The 20,769-nt window shown below is 60.0% G+C and carries 9 protein-coding genes; 3 read left to right on the top strand and 6 right to left on the bottom strand.

What is annotated here, in order from left to right:
* Positions 1-9: 9 nt before the first annotated feature.
* Together HUW52_RS23695 and HUW52_RS23690 are read right to left on the bottom strand one after the other, a co-directional pair.
* Complete coding sequence (locus HUW52_RS23695) at positions 10-2,169, bottom strand: type I secretion system permease/ATPase (RefSeq protein ID WP_175555044.1); 2,160 nt, start codon at positions 2,167-2,169, stop codon at positions 10-12.
* Positions 2,170-2,254: 85 nt separating this feature from the next.
* Positions 2,255-3,613 carry a TolC family outer membrane protein gene (locus tag HUW52_RS23690; RefSeq protein WP_175555043.1) on the bottom strand — a complete coding sequence of 453 codons (1,359 nt, stop codon included), beginning with the start codon at positions 3,611-3,613 and terminating at the stop codon, positions 2,255-2,257.
* Between the two features lie 532 nt (positions 3,614-4,145).
* On the opposite strand from HUW52_RS23690, the gene HUW52_RS23685 reads away from it, so the two are divergent.
* Complete coding sequence (locus tag HUW52_RS23685; protein ID WP_175555042.1) at positions 4,146-12,749, top strand: retention module-containing protein; 8,604 nt, start codon at positions 4,146-4,148, stop codon at positions 12,747-12,749.
* A gap of 201 nt (positions 12,750-12,950) precedes the next feature.
* Here HUW52_RS23685 and HUW52_RS23680 read toward each other — a convergent pair whose 3' ends face one another.
* From HUW52_RS23680 to HUW52_RS23660, 4 genes are all read right to left on the bottom strand, one after another.
* Positions 12,951-13,310, bottom strand: a complete 360-nt coding sequence (locus HUW52_RS23680) for a DUF6124 family protein (protein WP_016985927.1) — start codon at positions 13,308-13,310, stop codon at positions 12,951-12,953.
* A 524-nt stretch (positions 13,311-13,834) separates the two neighbouring features.
* Entirely contained in the window at positions 13,835-16,279 is a 2,445-nt protein-coding gene (locus HUW52_RS23670; RefSeq protein ID WP_175555041.1) for an Ig-like domain-containing protein, read from the bottom strand.
* A 121-nt stretch (positions 16,280-16,400) separates the two neighbouring features.
* Positions 16,401-16,796, bottom strand: a complete 396-nt coding sequence (locus tag HUW52_RS23665) for a YbaN family protein (RefSeq protein ID WP_175555040.1) — start codon at positions 16,794-16,796, stop codon at positions 16,401-16,403.
* Positions 16,797-16,806: 10 nt separating this feature from the next.
* A complete protein-coding gene (locus tag HUW52_RS23660; protein WP_016984205.1) occupies positions 16,807-17,394 on the bottom strand; it encodes a YecA family protein in 588 nt (195 codons plus the stop codon).
* 382 nt (positions 17,395-17,776) lie between these two features.
* On the opposite strand from HUW52_RS23660, the gene recQ reads away from it, so the two are divergent.
* Together recQ and HUW52_RS23650 are read left to right on the top strand one after the other, a co-directional pair.
* Positions 17,777-19,906, top strand: coding sequence for a DNA helicase RecQ (recQ, locus tag HUW52_RS23655; protein WP_016984206.1), 2,130 nt, complete (start codon positions 17,777-17,779; stop codon positions 19,904-19,906).
* Positions 19,907-20,208: 302 nt separating this feature from the next.
* A complete protein-coding gene (locus tag HUW52_RS23650; protein ID WP_016984207.1) occupies positions 20,209-20,643 on the top strand; it encodes a MarR family transcriptional regulator in 435 nt (144 codons plus the stop codon).
* Positions 20,644-20,769 lie beyond the last annotated feature (126 nt).

The raw sequence follows: 20,769 nt of genomic DNA, 5'->3' as shown, positions 1-20,769 counted from the left end.
GGGCAACTCCTAAACCGCCGCCGAGCCGACACGGCCCTTGCGCAGTGCATCGATGACCGCTTCTTTCGGACCGTCGGCGACGACCCGGCCGTTGTCCAGCACCAGCAACCGGTCCACCAGACTCAGCATCGAAGTGCGGTGGGTGACCAGCAGCAACGTTTTGCCTTGCACCCAGCCGTGCAGCTTCTGCCGCAGTTGGTCTTCGCTACTGTTGTCCATGGCACTGGTGGGCTCGTCGAGCAGCATGATCGGCGGGTCGAGCAGCAGCGATCGCGCCAGCAAAACGGCCTGGCGTTGGCCGCCGGAGAGCAATTGTCCGCGCTCGCCCACCGGCCGGTCGAAGCCTTGCGGATGCTGGCGAGCGAGTTCGGTGACGCCGGTCAGTTCGGCGACTTCGAGCATCCGTGAATCGCTGATGTAGCGCGCGCCGAGTGTGAGGTTGTCGCGCAAGCTGCCGGCGAGCAGCGGCAGATCGTGGGCGACGTAACCGATCTGTTGGCGCAGGTCGGCGACGTCAAGTTGTCTCAGGTCGAGGCCGTCGAGCAGCAGTTGGCCTTCTTCGGGTTCATAGAAACCCATGACCAATCGCGCCAACGTGCTTTTGCCCGAACCGCTGCGGCCGATGATGCCGACCCGCTCACCGGGTTTCAGGCTGAAGCTGACATTGCTCAGCGCCGGCGCATTCTGGCCGTTGTAATGAAAGGTCACGCCGCTGACGTCCAGCGCGCCTTGCAGTTGCGTACGTTCCAGCGGCCGCTGTTTGCCGTCGCGTTCCTGCGGCAGAGCCATCAGCGCATCGGTGCTTTTCATGGTCAGTTGTGCTTGCTGATAGCGGGTGATCAGCCCGGCAATCTGCCCCAGCGGTGCGAGCACGCGGCTGCCGAGCATGTAGCTGGCGACCAGTGCACCGACGCTGAGGTTGCCGGCGATGATGCTGTAGACCCCGGCGACAATCGTCGCCATCCCCGAGAATTGCTGAATGAACAGCGTGCCATTGGTGGCCAGTGCCGAGAGATTGCGCGCATGGCTGTCGAGGCGGGTGAGGGCGCCGTGGGTGCTTTCCCATTTGTGCTGGCGCTCGCTTTCGGCGCTGCAGGCCTTGAGGGTTTCCAGGCCACCGAGGGTTTCGATCAGTACCGCTTGGCGTTCGGCGCCGAGGCTCAGGCTCTTTTGCACGGTGTCACGCAGGCGCACCTGAATGATCATTGCGAAGAGGATAGTGATCGGAAACGCCAGCAGGGGAATCACCACCAGCCAGCCGCCGAGCAAGCCGATCACTACCAGCATCAACACCACGAAAGGCAGGTCGATCAGACTGGTCAACGTCACCGCCGTGAGAAATTCACGCAGGCCCTGAAAGTCATGAATGCTCTGGGCGAAACCGCCGATGGTCGCCGGCCGTGCCTTCATCGACATGCCGGTGATGCGCTCGAACAATGTGGCGGAAAGGATCACATCGGTTTTCTTGCCGGCAGTGTCGAGCAAGTGCGCACGCACCACCCGCAACACCAGTTCAAACCCGGTGCCGATCAACAACCCGATCGACAGCACCCACAAGGTCGAGGTGGCCTGATTCGGCACCACGCGGTCATAGGTCTGCATGACGAACAGCGGCACCATCAGGCCTAGCAAGTTGATCAGGAAACTGGCGAGGATCGCATCGCTGTAGAGCCATTTCGACAGCTTCAGGGTGTCGCGAAACCACGCATGCACTCGTGGCACCAGCGGTGAACGGAGGTCTTCGAGTTCGTGGCGCGGCCGAGCGAACAAGGCCTGACCGCTGTAGTGCTCAGCGAGTTCTTCACGGTTGATCCATTGCTCGCCGCCATCGGCTTCGCTGGGCAGGATCAGTGCTTTGCCGTCGTCGCCGAAGCGCCGTAAAACAGCAGTGCGACCGTCGTTGAGCAGCAGCAGAATTGGCAGATTAAGTGGCGAGATGTCTTTCAGCTCGCGGCGCAGAATACGCGCCTGCAACCCGGCCCGGGCGGCTGCGCGGGGCAGCAGGTCCAGACTCAGACGCTGTTTGTTGAGGGGCAGCCCCGCACTCAGGCTGGCGCGACTGACTGTCGCGCCATGCAGTTTGCAGAGGATCAACAGACCGTCGAGTAACGGATCATCGAAGCTCAGCCGCGGATCGACCCCGGTGTGGCCGGGTTCCATGCTGGTCATATTGATCGCTCCCCTGTTACCGCTTCATTGATCGTACCCACGCTCTGCGTGGGAACGATCGGGGCAAAGCTAACTTCTGCGCCGTTTATTTCAGTTCGGGCAGGCGCGCTTCGTTTTTCACTTCGGTCGCAGCGATCGCATCGGCCGGCAGCACCACCCTTTGTTTGCTCAGCAACTGGCCCATGTTCGCCAGCACGCGGTACATCGAATACTCCTCGGTGTAGCGGATTTCGGTGTAGCGACGGTTGGCGTTGTAGAGCTCGTTTTCACTGTCGAGCAAGTCGAGCAAAGTCCGTTGGCCGAGGCCGAACTGATCCTGATAGGCCGCGCGTACGCGTTTGGTGGTTTCCGCGTATTCGCGGGCGGTCGGGGTCTGTTTCTTCGCGTTAAGCATGGCGTTCCACGCCAGGTGAATGTTCTCGTTCAACTGACGCAGGGCGTTGTTGCGGATATCCATCGCCTGGTTGATCTGATGCGCATCGGAGGCCAGACGTGCCTTGTCACTTCCGCCACGGAACAGGTTGTAGTTCATCACCACACCTACACGCCATTCGTTGTCGTGGCCTTCATCGCCCTGCACGTTGTTGTTCGCACCGACTGCGGCTTCAGCATCGAAACGTGGATAGAACGGCGACTTGGCGACTTCGTACTGGCTCTCGGCCGATTGCACATCAGCCTGCGCCGATTTCAGATACGGGTTGTTTTCGACCATGCTCTGCTGCGCTTCCGGCAGGCTGGTCGGCAATTCGCCACGGGTCGAAGCCGGGGTTTCCAGTTCATCGGGCATGCGCCCGACCACGCTGTAGAAGTTCGATTCGGCGTCCGCCAGATCGACTTCGGCGGTGTCGAGGTTGTTTTGCGCCAGCGCTTTACGAGCGACCGATTGATCGGAGTCAGCGGTGCTGCCGACGCCGCGCTCGGTGCGCAGGCCGATCTGGTCGTTGACCCGCAAATGCGCCTGCAGGTTGTTCCTGGCCAGGGTCACCAGTTCGCGACGCTTGAGCACTTCGAGGTAAACCTCGATGGTACGCAGGGCCAGATCCTGGGCGGTGCCTTGCGCGTAATACGCGCGCGAATTCGACACGCCTTTGGTGCGCTCGACTTCGTTGGCGGTGTTGAAGCCGTCGAACAGCATCTGCCGCAGGCGCAACTCGGACTGGGTGTAATTGAGGATTTCGGTGTGGTGATTACCGAAGGCCCGGGTGTTGGTGTTATCGCTGTAGCCACGGCCATACGCAGCGTTCAAATCGACCGACGGATAGAAGCCGCCCTTGGCCACTTTGATTTGTTCATCAGCCGACAGGCGGGCGTCCACGCGCGAGGCCAGTTCCGGGTGAGTGGCGATGGTGCTTTGTATTGCTTCGGTGAGGTTCATGGCCTGGGCTTGAGAAGTGCAAGCCATGGCCAGCAAAACCGCGCTGCAGAGGGGGGTTAGAACGCGCATGGGTGCATCTCCCTGAGTCCTGATGGTGTGTTACTGTCGCCAAATATTTGACGATATTTATAGGTCTAAGCGTTTCACTCTTGTAACAACAGAGCTAAGAACATCCTAGAGCGTAGCTAAGAAAAATTTTTCATAAGCCTTATGCCGAAAAAAACTTATGCGCTTTGTAAAAACCGGCACATTGTTCAGCATGAAAGCCTTTGTTTTATGCGCTTTAGGGAGCGCAAAAAGGCTTGAGGAAAGTTCCACTCACTTTGCGACATACGGCGAAGTACTGCTGAAGGGGAGGGACGCGTAACGGTTGATGAGCGACAGATTTTTGTCACTCGGGTGATTCACCACCGTTACGTAGCGTTAGTAGGCGTATGGCTTTGATCAGGATGCGGAAGTGCTTGATAGCACTGATGTTTCCGAAAGAAGCCACCTGCGAAACGAACTGTCGAAGGTGCGAGCGTCGCCTGCGACAACCCGATTGAGCCATGGGCTGCTTCGCTTACCAGTGCCGACGGTGGTCGGCAGCGGAGGATTTCACATGGCAACGCTCATCGGGATAGTCACTAAAGTCATTGGCCAGGTTTTCGCCCAGTCAGCCGACGGTACTAAACGCGCACTGGTTGAGGGGGATCGCCTGTATGCCGGCGATCAACTGATCACCGGCGCGGAGGGCGCCGTCGCCGTTCATCTGCAAAACGGCCAGGAACTGACCCTCGGACGCGGCAGCAGCATGACCATGACCGGTGAACTGCTGGCGGGTCAGGCGACGCATGTCAATGCTGCGGAGGCTGTGACCCCGAGCGACGCGCAATTGACTGACGTCGAGCAGATCCAGAAAGCCATCGCCGCCGGTGACGACCCGAGCAAAACCGCTGAAGCCACTGCGGCCGGTCCGAATGCCCCGGGCGGCGCACCGGGAGAGGCGGGCGGCGGCCACAGTTTTGTCCTGCTGACGGAAGTCGGTGGACGCGTCGACCCGATCATCGGTTTCCCCACCGCCGGATTCGGCGGTATTCCCGAATTCCCTGAAGAACGCCACAACGCGGTGATCGACAACGGCGATGACACCCCGGCTGTCGTAGTGCCGCCACCGGTCAACAATCCTGTAACCCTCACGGGCCTGAACGTGGCGGGCGGCGAACTCAATCTCAATGAAGCCAATCTGCCTGCCGGCTCGGCGGCCAACCCTGGCGCACTCACGCAAAGCGGCAGCTTTACCGTGTCGGCGCCGGACGGTCTGACCAGCCTGAGCATTGGTGGCATCAATGTCATCGTTGGTGGCGTGCCGATCGGCTTTCCGCAATCGATCACCTCGCAACTGGGCAACACCCTGACCATCACCGGTTACAACCCGGCGACTGGCGTTGTCAGCTACAGCTACACCCTCAACGGCAACGAAAGCCACGCGGCCGGTGACGGCGCGAACAATCTCAGTGAACAGTTCACCGTGATTGCCGGCGACAGCAATGGCGACACCGCGACCGGCACGCTCGACGTCAACATCACCGACGATGTGCCAAAAGCCTTTGATGACAACAATGGCACGGCGTCTGAAACGCAGCTGACACTGACCGGCAACGTGCTGACCAATGATGTGCAAGGTGCTGACCGTGTGCCCACCGGGCCCGTCACTCCAGGCACTTTCACCGGCACTTACGGCACCTTGGTACTGAATGCCAACGGCACTTACACCTACACGCTCAACACCAACGATGCCGACTTCAAAAACCTGCACGGTGGCGGTAACGGCACGGAAACCTTCGCCTACACGATCACCGATTCGGACGGTGATACCAGCACCGCCAATCTGGTCCTGCAGATTCATAACAACGACGACCCGGTGGTCATCAATGGCCTGAACGTCGAGGGCGGCGAGCTGACGGTCTACGAGAAAAACCTCAGCGACGGCAGCGCTCCCGACTCCACCGCGTTGACCCAAAGCGGCACGTTCACCATCACTGCACTCGATGGCGTCACCACCCTGACCGTCGGCGGCATCGCCGTCGTGACCAACGGTGTGGCTGCCGGCTTCCCACAATCGGTCACCACACCGCTGGGCAGCACACTGACCATCACCGGTTTCAACGCCACCACCGGCGTGGTCAGCTACAGCTACACCCTGGTCGACAACGAAGCGCATCCAACCGCCAATGGCGCGAACAATCTGCCTGAGCAGTTCGCCGTCACCGTGGTCGATGACAACGGCACCACCGCCAATGGCACCCTCGACATCAATATCGTCGACGATCTGCCAAAAGCTGTGGATGACAGCAACACCGGTACTGCGTCGGAAACCCTGCTGACCCTGACTGGCAATGTCCTGACCAACGATGTGCAAGGCGCCGACCGCGTACCTACTGGGCCGGTAACCCCAGGCACTTTCACCGGGACTTACGGCACCTTGGTACTCAATGCCAACGGCACCTACACCTACACGCTGAACACCAACGACGCCGACTTCAAAAACCTGCACGGCGGCGGCAACGGCACGGAAACCTTCGCCTACACCATCACCGATTCGGACGGTGATACCAGCACCGCCAATCTCGTGCTGCAGATCCACAACAACGACGATCCGGTGATCATCAACGGCCTCGACGTCAATGGCGGTGAACTCACCGTCTACGAGAAAAACCTCAGCGACGGCAGCGCTCCCGACTCCACCGCGCTGACCCAAAGCGGCACGTTCACCATCACTGCACTCGATGGCGTCACCACGCTGACCGTCGGTGGCATCGCCGTCGTCACCAACGGCGTCGCCGCAGGCTTTCCGCAATCCGTGACCACTCCGTTGGGCAGCACACTGACCATCACCGGTTTCAACGCCACCACCGGCGTGGTCAGCTACAGCTACACCCTGGTCGACAACGAAGCGCATCCAAACGCCAACGGCGCGAACAATCTGCCTGAGCAATTCGCCGTCACCGTGGTCGATGACAACGGCACCACCGCCAATGCCACCCTCGACATCAATATCGTCGACGATCTGCCAAAAGCTGTGGATGACAGCAACACCGGTACTGCGTCGGAAACCCTGCTGACCCTGACTGGCAATGTCCTGACCAACGATGTGCAAGGCGCCGACCGCGTACCGAGCGGGCCGGTCACTCCGGGCACTTTCACCGGGACTTACGGCACCTTGGTCCTCAACGCCAACGGCACGTATACCTACACGCTGAACACCAGCGATGCCGACTTCAAAAACCTGCACGGCGGTGGCAACGGCACGGAAACCTTCGCCTATACGATCACCGATTCCGACGGTGATACCAGCACGGCGAATCTGGTGTTGCAGATCCACAACAACGACGATCCGGTGATCATCAACGGCCTCGACGTGAATGGCGGCGAACTCACCGTTTACGAGAAAAACCTCACGGACGGCAGCGCGCCCGACTCCACCGCGCTGACTCAGAACGGCACGTTCACCATCACTGCACTCGATGGCGTCACCACGCTGACCGTCGGTGGCATCGCCGTCGTGACCAACGGTGTGGCCGCAGGTTTCCCACAATCGGTCACCACACCGCTGGGCAGCACACTGACCATCACCGGTTTCAACGCCACCACCGGCGTGGTCAGCTACAGCTACACCCTGGTCGACAACGAAGCGCATCCAACCGCCAATGGCGCGAACAATCTGCCTGAGCAGTTCGCGGTCACCGTGGTCGATGACAACGGCACCACCGCCAATGGCACCCTCGATATCAATATCGTCGACGATCTGCCAAAAGCTGTGGATGACAGCAACACCGGCACTGCGTCGGAAACCCTGCTGACCCTGACCGGCAACGTCCTGACCAACGATGTGCAAGGCGCCGACCGCGTACCGAGCGGGCCGGTCACTCCGGGCACTTTCACCGGGACTTACGGCACCTTGGTACTCAATGCCAACGGCACCTACACCTACACGCTGAACACCAACGACGCCGACTTCAAAAACCTGCACGGCGGTGGCAACGGCACCGAGACCTTCGCCTACACCATCACCGATTCCGACGGTGATACCAGTACCGCGAACCTGGTGCTGAACATCCACAACAATGACGATCAGGTCTATCTCAACGGCCTCGACGTCAATGGCGGCGAGCTCACCGTCTACGAGAAAAACCTCAGCGACGGCACCAGCCCCGACACCCCGGCGCTGACCCAAAGCGGCACTTTCACCGTCACCGCGCTCGATGGCTTGCAAACCCTGACCGTGGGCGGCATCAGCGTGGTGACCGGCGGCGTGGCCGCAGGCTTCCCGCAATCGATCGTCACGCCACTCGGCAGCACGTTGACCATCACCGGCTATAACCCTGCTACCGGTGTTGTGAGCTACAGCTACACCCTGGTCGACAACGAAACCCATCCGAACGCCAACGGCGCCAACAGCATTACCGAGAACTTCAACGTCGTCGCCACCGACACCGATGGCAGCACCGCCAACGGCCAGATCAACGTCAACATCGTCGATGATTTGCCCAGCGCCCACCCTGACGCCGCATCGGTGGCGGAGGGCGGCACGGTCAGTGGCAATGTCCTCGACAACGACATAGGCGGCGCTGACGGCCCGGCCGTGACCGGCGCAGTGGTCGGCGTGCGTGCCGGTTCTGATACCTCGACCTCGGCCATCGGCGGCCTCAACAGCAACATCAATGGCACCTACGGTTACCTGACCCTGGACGCCAACGGCAACGCGGTCTATCACAGCAATCCCAACACCGTGAGCGGCCCGGGCGCGGTGGATGTGTTCACCTACACCGTGCGTGATTCCGACGGTGATGAAAGCACCACCACCATCACCATCGATGTCGCCAACAGCAAACTGTGCGCGACCAGCGACACCGACGTCACGGTCTTCGAGAAAGCCCTCGACCTGACCAAGGACGGCGCGGATCTGGCTCCCGGTACAGTCACTGGCAGCGATCCGACCAGCACCGGCGAAACCGCGTCCGGCACCTTGGTCGGCTCGGTCACCGGGGCGGTCGGCGCGATCAGCTATGCGCTGGTCGGCAGCGCCACCGGCAACTACGGGCAAATCGTCCTCAACCCCAACGGCACTTACACCTACACGCTGACCTCGCCGGCGAGCACCACCCCGCATGCCGACGACGGCGCCAACACCCTGAGTGAAACCTTCACCTATCAGGCCACCGATTCACTGGGCAACATCGTCACCAGCACCATTGTCGTCAGCATCGTCGATGACGTGCCGAAAGCCGTGAACGACAGTAACGCCAACACGGCCTCGGAAACGCAACTGACCCTGACCGGCAATGTGCTGACCAACGATGTACAAGGCGCCGACGTGGTCGCGACCGGAGCGAATGCCGGGCCGATCACCGCCGGCACGTTCACCGGCACTTACGGCACGCTGGTGCTCAACGCCAACGGCACGTACACCTACACGCTGAACCCCAACGATGCCGACTTCAAAAACCTGCACGGCGGCGGCAACGGCAGCGAGACGTTCACCTACACCCTGACCGATGCCGATGGCGATACCAGCACCGCCAACCTGGTGCTGAACATCCACAACAACGACGATCCGGTGGTGCTCAACGGCCTCGACGTCAATGGCGGCGAACTCACCGTCTACGAGAAAAACCTCGGCGACGGCACCAGCCCCGACACCCCGGCGCTGACCCAGAGCGGCACCTTCACCGTCACTGCGCTCGATGGCCTGCAAACCCTGACCGTCGGTGGCATTGCCGTGGTCACCAACGGTGTTGCCGCAGGCTTCCCGCAATCTGTCGTCTCGCCGCTGGGCAGCACTTTCACCGTCACCGGTTACAATCCGGCGACCGGGGTCGTCAGTTACAGCTACACCCTGGTCGACAACGAAACCCACCCGAACGCCAACGGTGCCAACAGCCTCACCGAGAACTTCAACGTCGTGGCCACGGACACTGATGGCAGCACGGCTAACGGCCAGATCAACGTCAACATCATCGACGACCTGCCAACCGCCAAACCCGACACCGGCTCGGTGACCGAGGGCGGTACGGTCAACGTCAGCGTATTGGGCAATGACATCAGTGGTGCCGATGGCGCGGCCACGGTGGTCGGCGTGCGCGCCGGCAGCAACACCGGCAGCTCGGCCATCGGCGGCCTCAACAGCAACATCAATGGCAACTTCGGTTACCTGACCCTCGATGCGGCGGGCAATGCCGTCTATCACAGCAACCCGAACTCGGTGAGCCCACCGGGCGCCACCGACACCTTCACCTACACCATCCGCGACAGCGATGGCGATGAAAGCACCACGACCATCACCATTAATGTCGCCGACAGCAAACTGGTGGCCTCGGTCGATCAGGACGTGACGGTGTATGAAAAAGCCCTCGACCTGAGCAAGGACGGCGCGGATCTGGCCCCCGGTACGGTCACCGGCAGCGATCCGACCAACACCGGCGAAACCGCGACCGGCACGCTGGTTGGTGCGGTCACTGGCGGCACAGGCGCGATCACCTACACCCTGGTCGGCAGCGCCACTGGCACTTACGGGCAGATCCAGCTCAACGCCGACGGCACCTACACCTACACGCTGACCTCGGCACCGAAAACCACACCGAACGCCAACGACGGGGCGAACACCCTCAGCGAAAGTTTCACCTACAAAGCCACCGATGCACTGGGCAACAGCACCACCAGCACCCTTGTGGTGAACATCGTCGATGACGTACCAAAAGCGGTGGCGTCGGATCGCTCGGTGGCAGCGGTGGAGATCGATTCCAACCTGCTCATCGTGCTCGACATCTCCGGCAGTATGGCCGACGCCTCGGGTGTGCCGGGCCTGTCGCGGCTGGCCCTGGCCAAGCAGGCGATCAGCGCGTTGCTCGACAAGTACGACGACCTCGGCGATGTCAAAGTCCAGCTCGTCACCTTCAGCAGCAACGCCACTGATCGAACCACGGTATGGGTCGATGTGGCGACCGCGAAGACGATTCTCGCCGGCCTGACCGCGGGTGGCGGCACCAACTACGACGCCGCGGTGGCGGTGATGCAAACCGCCTTCAACACCTCGGGCAAACTCACCGGGGCGCAGAACGTCGGTTACTTCTTCTCGGACGGCAAGCCTAACGAAGGCGACATCAACGCCGCTGATGAAGCCGCGCTGAAAAACTTCCTCGATGCCAACAACATCAAGAACTACGCGATCGGCCTCGGCAGCGGGGTGAGCAACGCCAACCTCGACCCGCTGGCCTATGACGGCATCAGCCACACCAACACCAACGCGGTGGTGGTCACCGATCTCAATCAACTCAACTCGGTGCTCTCGGGCACTGTGCAGGGGGCGCCGGTCACTGGTTCGTTGCTGGGCGAGGGCGGCACCTTCGGCGCCGATGGCGGTTTCATCAAGTCCATCGTGATTGACGGCACCACTTACACCTACGATCCGAAAGCCCTCAGCGGGCAAGGCTCGTTGACGCCAAGCGGCGGCATCAACCACGGCACCTTCAACACCGCCAACAACACGCTGAGCATTGCCACCAATAACGGCGGCACACTGCTGATCAACCTCGACAGCGGCGACTACACCTACACCTCGCAGAAAACCACGGCGGTGGTGATCACCGAGAACATCGGCTTCACCGTCAGCGACAACGATGGCGACCTTGCCAGTTCGACGCTTACCGTGAAGGTGATCCCCAACGCGCCGCCAGTGGCGGTGGACGATCACGTCATCACCAACGTGCTCTCGGGTAATATCGTCGTGCCGGGCGAGTTGCTGTTGGCCAACGATACCGATCCGAATGGCGATACGCTCAACGCCTCACCAACCACCTTCAACACCGGTTGGGTGGCGAAGGGCGCGGACTTCACCGGCACCGGCGCCATTACGTTCAACGGCAACAGCAACAGCGCCGCCAACCAGACCCTGGCCGATGTGCGCAATGCCTTCGCGGCCAACACCGCAGCGATGACCGCTGTACTGGTGATCAGCGGCTACCTCGGCGCGGTGACCAACGCCAATGCCAACGATGAAGACCTGATCACGGTCAAACTGAAACAGGGCGAAACGCTGAACCTGGATCACAACCTGGCAGCCGGGCACATCACTCTGGAGTACTCGCTCAACGGTGGCGCGTTCGTCGCGATTGCCGATGGCGGCACCATCACTGCCAGCGCCGATGGCACCTACCAGATCCACGTCACCAACATCAGCAACCCCAGCGGCGGCGGTAACCCCAACGCGGCGGAAAACTATCAACTGACCATGACGGTCAACTACGCCGGGGCCCACGACATCACCCCGGACTTCCACGGCAGCTACACCGCCAACGATAACCACGGCGGCAGCGACACGGCCAATGTGACCATCAGCTATCAGGACGGCCACACCCTCACCGGCACCTCGGGGGATGACGTGCTGGTGGCCGGCAGCGGCGACAACATCATCAACGCCGGCGACGGCAACGATGTGCTTACCGCCGGTTCCGGCAACAACGAACTGCACGGCGGCGCCGGCAACGACTTGCTCTACAGCGGCCCAGGCAATGACCTGCTCGACGGCGGCACCGGTATCGATACCGCCAGCTATGCCCACGCCACCGCTGCGGTCACCGTCAACCTCGGCCTGCTCGGTGCGCAAAACACCCTTGGCGCCGGCACCGATACGCTGACCGGCATCGAAAATCTGGTCGGCTCGAACTTCAATGACACGTTGACCGGTGACAACAATAACAACGTCATCAACGGTGGTTTGGGCAACGACATCCTCAACGGTGGCGGTGGCGACGACCTGCTGATCGGCGGCATGGGCAACAACACCATGACCGGTGGCTCAGGGGCCGATACCTTCCAGTGGCTCAAGGGCAATAGCGGCCACGACCTGATCACCGACTTCACCCCCGGCACTGACAAGCTCGACCTGTCGCAACTGCTGCAAGGTGAAAACGGCACCACCGCCTCGCTGGATGACTATCTGCACTTTACTGTCAGCGGCAGCGGCGCCTCGGTGCTCACCAGCATCGACGTCAGCGCCATGGCCGGTGCCACGCCGAACCAGACCATCGACCTGGCCGGCGTCAACCTCGCCAGCCATTACGGGGTGACGCCGGGAGCGGGTGGGGTGGTTGCCGGTGGGCATGACACGGCGACGATCATCAGCGGCATGCTGAATGATCATTCGTTGAAGGTGGATACGGTGTAAGCGACGCCTGAAATGACAAAACCCGCCGTCCCGGTTATGGGGCGGCGGGTTTTTTCTGTCTGATGGTATGGCGTTGCTCATTCTGGCCCCTTCGCGAGCAGGCTCGCTCCCACATTGGAGTTCGGTTAACTGTGGGAGCGAGCCTGCTCGCGAAAGCGTCAGATCTGACGCCGAATAACTCAGCGGTTGATCACGCCTGCATCAACCCGGTAACTCCAGATTATCCATCACCCGATTCACCGCCAGTTCGCCGAGCATGATCAATTGCGCGATCCCCAACAGCGTCCTGCGCTGTGACGCGGGTATGAGGTGGGCGAAGTCATGGGCGATGGTTCTGGCTGAGGCGAGTGTTTCGCTGGCATCGGCCAGCAGTTCTTCGTTTTTGAAGTCTGCGGTCACGGCGTACATCCGGCGGGTTTTGCGTGGCGGTGGGGTGGAGCCGGGTGGGCAGAGGTAGTGATCGAGGGCGCGGTCGGCGGCTTCGTGGAGTTTTTTTGAATCGAGGGATTCGTAGGGGGAGGTGGGGTCGGTTTCGGGTGGGTTGGGTGTTGGTTTGATCATGGTGAGACTCCGTGGTTGATTTGGCCGCCACGGCTCATCGCTAAACAAGTAAAGGTGGCGGCTGTACGCAGGTTAGCGATCCGGGTCACAGAAACCCCGGGTAGACCCGAAGGTCTCCCACGCACAGCCACCATGACGCCAAGTGCAGATAGACAAAGCTGCAATTGAGACTGGGGATTGAGCGTCTGTAAGGTATCGGATCGCTAAACCCGATCGCTGATTCGTCAGCGACCGCACCACAATAGAACCCGCCCCCAAGGCGCACAAGCCGGCGGATTCTGGCGTAGCTGTAGGCAATGGCGCAAGAATTTGTAGCCTGTAAGGCGTATCTGAAGGTGTCTTTTAAACGACCGTGTTTAAAATGGATTTTGCGCTGACTTCACTGGCCCCTTCGCGGTCAGCAGAAAAAACCTCGATCAAGCCCCGCTGTTTAAATCACTTATTAAATAAGTCCGTCCCCTTTGTCCTAATGGCTCGCTGAAGGTTGTGATATTCAAGTCAAAGCCCAAGGCAAAAGTACGGGGTTATTTCATGCATATCGCACTTTGACGGTCTCCCCCATATCCTGTTCTTGCTGAGAAGCCGTTTTTGTTGACAGCTAAAAAGTCGTAATAAATATTATTTTCAGATCTTAGGAAACGCGTTACATAGACCCAAGCGTATGTTTCGGTAAATCGGTATTTAATATTCAGGATTGGGGTGTGCACGGTTGAGAGTTCATCTAGTGGAATTATTCTTCCGCCAACAGAAGTGACCCATTTCTGGAAATCTGGTACGTAAATGCTGGGGCTGTAAATATAGTTGATTACATTGCCGGTGGTAACGGTGTAGCTTTTTGATTGTCCGGCAGAGTCCGTTACCGTAATGATGGCCGAGCCATTTCCCTCACTTCTGACTGTGCCTAAGTCATCGACAGATGCAATGCGGTCATCGGACGAGCTATAGACGTATGGGCGGGTGCCACCGTTTGCAGCGCGAAGAGCTGCGGTATTGGCAGGGTCTGCGCCTGTTCTTTCCCACGGGGTATTTGTACCTGCGATAGATACATTTCTGCCCTGGAGTGTGAGCGGTGAAGTATCGACGATAAACTCTGGAATGGAGGTGACAGCATAAAGCCGCAGTGGAAATACAACCGCCTGAGCCTTGTCTGTTGAACCGGCAAAACCGACGGCGAGTTCCACGGTCACTTGGCTGCCGTCCTTGAGCAACTTCAGCCATTCAACTGGTGCCGGTACTGACAACCCATCCACCGAATCATTTGGCTCTCCTGACCTGACATTGGTATTGACCGGGTTGCCAGCGTTGTCAAAACCCTTGCACGTTACCCAGATCGGTTGCCCTGGCTCGAACGACGGCCACTTCAGCGCGATAATCCGGGCGTCGGTGGCCAGTTCATTAACCTCCAGTTCCGTTCCCGTATTGCCGGCGATGTTCGGTGTCGACAGGCGCGCATCCCCATCTGCAATCTTCAGCACCCTGATGTTGACCGAGTCTGATTGCCCCGCCGGCGTGCCATTGCGATTCAGATCCCAGCGCAGCTCAATCACTTTGCCATCCCGCGCCGCCAGAAACTTCGGACTTAACACTGTGTTCACCCGCTTGTTGCTGTTGAATTCCACCAGTGGGAACGGCGACGCGCCCGTTGGCGGATTGACCTCCACCAGTCGGGCCTTGTCGTTGCCTTGGGCCTGGAGGTATTCGATCCGCATGGTCACGCCGTTCGGATAGGCCAGCAGATCAATCGGGCTGACCGCCGGTGCCACTAGAAATGGCGGCAGCAGTTCCACCGGGTTAGTGCCTGTCACCGTTGCTTTCGCCGTGTTGGAGTTACCCACCAGACCCACATCGGGCCTGTGCAATTCATAAGTTACGGTGACGTTACTGCCCGCGAAAACCTTGTCGTTGGGCACTTCAAGGAACAAGGTTTTCTTGGAGCCGAACGGGTCTGCTTCAACTTTGCCGGGAACAGTCACCACTACGTCGGCGGGCTGGCCTGTGTTTTTAGCGGTGTAGGTTGCGAGCACTTCATCGCCCGCCATAAAGCGGTTGTCCGCCGTCAGAACCACCACCAATAACGGCTTACCGGCCAGTTTTTCCAGATCGATGATGCTCGCGTCATCTCCCGGGAAGTCTTCCAGTCGTTCCAGGAGGATCGGCATAGGCAGGCGCGTGCCATCCAGATCCTCATCCACACTCTGCACCGGCGACCACGGCGCATCGGTGTCCGGGCCGTTGCCGATCTGGTCGGTGACGGTGTAGGAGAAATGCAGTTTTTTATCCAGACGTTTCGCCTTGTCGAGATAGGCGCGGGTGATGGTGAAGCAAATGGTGATAGGGGGTTCGTCACCGGGATTCGGCGGTTGCGGCGCCTGATTCGGATTGACCTTGGGCTTGGGCTCCAGCAGTTCGCCGTTGCACTTGAGGGTGATGAGGTCGTACGCCCGGCAATACGGATAGGCCACGCACACTTCGGCGCTGACGAATTCCGGGCCGACGCCGTCCTTGATCACATCGGGCAATAGCAATTTGAGTTCGGAGTGGCCACCGGGGTCGGTCAGACGATCTTTGAAGCCGGGGCGGATGCGGTTATAGAGGATTTCCAGCGATGGGGTGGAAGTGCCTCGATTGGCGCTCCCACGCCTGACGGTGTAGTAAAGCTTGTTGACCTTGTCCGGATGCAGTCGACCCTTGGGGATGCGCAACGTGGTGCGCACGTTCGGATCCTCAATGGTCTTGCTGTCCAGTGCGGTCACTTCATCCTCAAGCCAAAGCTCCATGACATCGCCGGGATCCATGGTGCCCGACAACGGTGGATCGATGATGACAACGGCGCCTTTACCGTCGTCGACCAGCTCATAGGCCACCAGAGACGCGCCGATGTGTGCGCCTACCACTGACTCGGTCTGGCCGTTGATTAGTGGCGGTTTCAGGACGAGGACGGTGTTTTCCGGTGGGGTTGAGGTGGTCACGGATGAGGCTCCTGCATGGTGGGAACGGGCAGGGGTTATCAGAGCGCTTAATTGGAGATTGCGCACCTGTCAGATCTGACAGGTGAGTGCCTTTTCCTGACGAACGGTTATTCGCCCGTCATCAGCGTTTGTGCAGGGTTTTCTGCCGCAAAATATAAACCGTCACCAACACCGCACTGGTCAACATAAACCCCCGCGCCCACGGCAGTGGCACCAGGTAGCACGAGAACAGAATGCTCGCCCACATCAGCCCGATCGCGTAGACCTTGCCCTTGAGCGGTATGCCATTGCCATCGAGGTAATCGCGGATCCACGGGCCGAGCCGGGGATGCTCGACAAGCCAGCGATAAAAGCGCGGAGAGCTACGCGCGAAACAGGCCGCGGCGAGCAGAAGGAAAGGGGTAGTGGGCAGGACGGGCAGGAAAATCCCGATCACCCCCAATGCCACGCTGAGCCAGCCGATGGCCAGCAGGAAGTAGCGCAACATCAGGGGGCGGTTGCCTATGGGATTGTCCATAGGCCGGATCTTAGTGGTGACGTGGCTTGAGGATCGCCGGTTTTTCGTCAGGCGCCTGGCACAGCAGGTACAGCGCGGTCAGGGCTTCCGGAATCTGTACGATCATGTCGTCCATCAGGTTGGCGTCTTTGGCGATGTCTTCGAATTCCGGCTGTTCGTCGAACAGGCCCGAACCGACCATGATCGGCAGGAGCATTTCGCTGACTTCTTCTTCGGCGGTTTCGAACCAGGCGGCTTCACGCAGGAATACGCCTTCCATGAAGCCAATGCACCAGCCGCGCAGCTCGGAATCGTCCGGCTCGTCGCCCAGATCCAGTTCGCATGGCAGCTCGAACTCTTCATCCGAGGCCAGTTGACGGGCGATGTGCGCCTTGAGGCCGATCAGGGTGGCTTCGATCTCTTCGCGCTGAGCGTCGCTGCTGTAATGCGGCTCTTCGGCGAACAGGGCGTCGATCCACTCACGCTCCGGTACATCTTCGGCGCAGATCGACAGCGCGGTCAGGTAGCCGTGAGCGGCCACGTAATCCAGCGCCTCGTCATGCAGCTCGTCGGCGTCGAGGAAAACTTGCAGGCGGGTCAGTTGCTCAGCGAAGGACATTACGGGGCTACCTTGGGGAATAAACAATGCGGGAATTCTAGGCCTTCTTGCGCGCTCAAGCCAGCCGCATGGCAGATTTGCCGCAATTGCCGGGCTGCATACAAATCCTGTGGGAGCGAGCCTGCTCGCGAAAGCGGCGTATCAGGCACCTTTGTATCGACTGATCCTGCGTATTCGCGAGCGGGCTCGCTCCCACAGGGGATTTATCTGTGTCTTATCAGCGGCACCCTGTGCAGCGAAGGCCTCGGGTATACTGCCGCGTTTTGCGCTCCCTGCTCGTATTGCGGATGTCGTGCAATGCGCTCTTACGTTTTGTTTAAGCAGCCCTGGCTGTCCTGAACCAGCCTGTGCAGGGATGTTTCGGTAGATTTTTGGAGTTTTTATGCTCGAACAGGCTCAACGCGTCCTCAAGGACATCTTCGGCTACGACAGTTTCCGTGGCCGTCAGGGTGCAATCATTGAGCGCGTTGCCAGCGGCGGTGATGCGCTGGTGCTGATGCCTACCGGTGGCGGCAAATCCCTGTGCTTCCAGGTGCCGGCGCTGCTTCGCGAGGGCCTGGCCGTGGTGGTCTCGCCGTTGATCGCATTGATGGACGATCAGGTCGCTACTCTTGAAGAATTGGGCGTTGCCGCCGCTGCCTTGAACTCGACACTGAGCGCCGAACAGCAGCGCGACCTCGCCACGCGAATCAAACGTGGCGAAGTGAAGATGTTGTATCTGGCGCCCGAACGTCTGGTACAGCCGCGCATGCTGTCGTTCCTGCAAGGGCTGAACATCGCGCTGTTCGCCATTGATGAGGCGCACTGCGTATCGCAATGGGGTCACGATTTCCGTCCGGAATACCTGCAACTGGGTCAATTGGCCGAGATGTTCCCCGACGTACCGCGCATCGCCCTGACGGCCACAGCCGACAAGCGTACCCGCGAAGAGATCGTCACGCGTCTGCACCTGCAAAATGCCGAGCGCTTCCTGTCGAGCTTCGACCGCCCGAACATCTTTTACCGCATTGTGCCCAAAGAGCAGCCGCGCAAGCAGTTGCTGGCGTTCCTCGCCGAACGGCGCAGCGATGCCGGCATCGTTTATTGCCTGTCACGCAAGAAAGTCGAGGAAGTCGCAGCGTTCCTGAGCGAGCAGGGCTTCCCGGCGCTGCCGTATCACGCCGGTCTGCCCAATGATCTGCGTGCCTTCAATCAGAAGCGCTTCCTCAATGAGGAAGGCTTGATCATGGTCGCTACCGTGGCGTTCGGCATGGGCATCGACAAGCCCAACGTGCGCTTCGTCGCCCACCTCGATCTGCCGAAATCTCTTGAGGCGTATTACCAGGAAACCGGGCGCGGCGGCCGTGACGGTCTGCCGGCGGATGCCTGGATGGCCTACGGTCTGCAAGACGTGGTGATGCTCAAGCAGATGCTGCAGAACTCCGAAGGCGATGAGCGGCACAAGCGTCTGGAACAACACAAGCTCGACGCGATGCTGTCGCTGTGTGAAGAAACCCGCTGCCGTCGTCAGACCCTGCTCGCGTATTTCGATGAAGACATGCCCGAGCCGTGTGGCCATTGCGACAACTGTATCGATGGCGTGCAGACCTGGGACGCCACCGAACCCGCACGTCAGGCGCTGTCGGCGATTTTCCGTACCGGTCAGCGTTATGGCGTCGGTCATCTGGTTGATGTGCTCTTGGGCAAGGACAACGAAAAAATCCGCAGTTTCGGCCATCAGCACCTGTCGGTGTGGGGCGTCGGCAAGGCGTTGAGCGAAAGCGAATGGCGCTCGTTGTTCCGTCAACTGGTAGCGCGCGGTCTGGCGGATGTCGATCACGAGGGTTATGGCGGCCTGCGTCTGAATGACAGTTGCCGGCCGTTGCTCAAGGGCGAAGTGAGCCTTGAATTGCGCCGCGACCTCAAACCGCAGGTTACCGCCAAAACCGCGAGCAAGAGCCCGGCCAGCCAACTGGTGCGCGGTGAAGAGCGCGAACAGTGGGAAGCCCTGCGCGCGCTGCGACGCAAACTGGCCGAAGAACATGGTGTGCCGCCGTACGTCATCTTCCCCGATTCGACGCTGCTGGAAATGCTCCGCAGCCAACCGACTTCACTGGCGGAAATGGCCCGGGTCAGCGGCGTCGGTGCGCGCAAGCTGGAACGCTACGGCGATGCCTTCCTCGAAGTGCTCGGCGGCGAGGTCGAGGCGCCGAAAGCGGTGGCTGACGTGCGCCACGAACTGATCACCCTGGCCCGCGCCGGCATGACGCCGCTGCAGATCTCCGGTCAGCTGCAGTGCTCGGAGAAGAATGTGTACACGATGCTTGCCGAGGCCATTGGCAAGCAGCAGTTGTCGCTCGAGCAGGCGCTGGATTTGCCTGAAGAGTTGATGGGTGAGGTGCAGGACGCGTTCCTCGATGGCGAGGGCGAGTTGCCGTCGGTCGCCGAAATCGCTGAGCTGTTTGCTGGGCGTGTTCCGGAAGGCGTGTTGTATTGCGTGCGGGCTGCATTGCAGTCGGAATTCGAGATGTAATTTGGCCGTCGCCCCTCACCCCAGCCCTCTCCCGGAGGGAGAGGGGGCCGACTGAGGTGTCTTGCGCCATACATCGACCTGAATGACCGGGTCGATTATGGATTCAGCGTTGAGCTGTCAGGTCGGCGTAATTCCCAAATATCCCCCGATCAGTCCCCTCTCCCTCTGGGAGAGGGCTAGGGTGAGGGGGGCCTCGAGATGTAACGATTCAGTACAGACCGCCACTTGCCTATAACTGCAGCTCATGCTTAGCTGGCTAATAATTAGATTTTCTTTATTTTCAGTCTAACCGTGAGTGTTTTATGCCGTTAACCGATCAACACCGCTTTGGCATGCAACTGGCCCAGATGTCCCGTGGCTGGCGAGCCGAACTGGACCGCCGACTGGCCGGGCTGGGTCTGTCCCAGGCGCGCTGGCTGGTGCTGCTGCATCTGGCGCGTTTCGAAGAGGCACCGACCCAACGCGAGCTGGCACAGAGCGTCGGCGTCGAAGGGCCGACCCTTGCACGCTTGCTCGATAGTCTGGAAAGCCAGGGCCTGGTGCAACGCCAGTCCGTGATGGAAGACCGCCGGGCGAAAAAAATCGTCCTCTGTGCACCGGCCCTGCCGCTGATCGAACAGATCGAAACCATTGCCACACAACTGCGTCACGAATTGTTCGAAGGCGTCGACGAGGCGGATTTGAAGGTGTGCATGCGGGTTCACGGGCACATTCTGGGCAACCTGGAAAAATCTTGAGGCACATCCCCGTGCCGTATCTTTGAGAGATCGCGCTGAGCCGACTATAAGAACTACTGGGCAATATCGTGTTCGTACCGGATGTGCGAACGCATAGAAGTCGGTTTTGCTTATTTAAGGGATGCT

The sequence above is a fragment of the Pseudomonas sp. 43A genome, from assembly GCF_013363935.1.
Classification (GTDB): domain Bacteria; phylum Pseudomonadota; class Gammaproteobacteria; order Pseudomonadales; family Pseudomonadaceae; genus Aquipseudomonas; species Aquipseudomonas crudilactis.
This window is presented reverse-complemented; position numbering and strand designations above follow the sequence as displayed.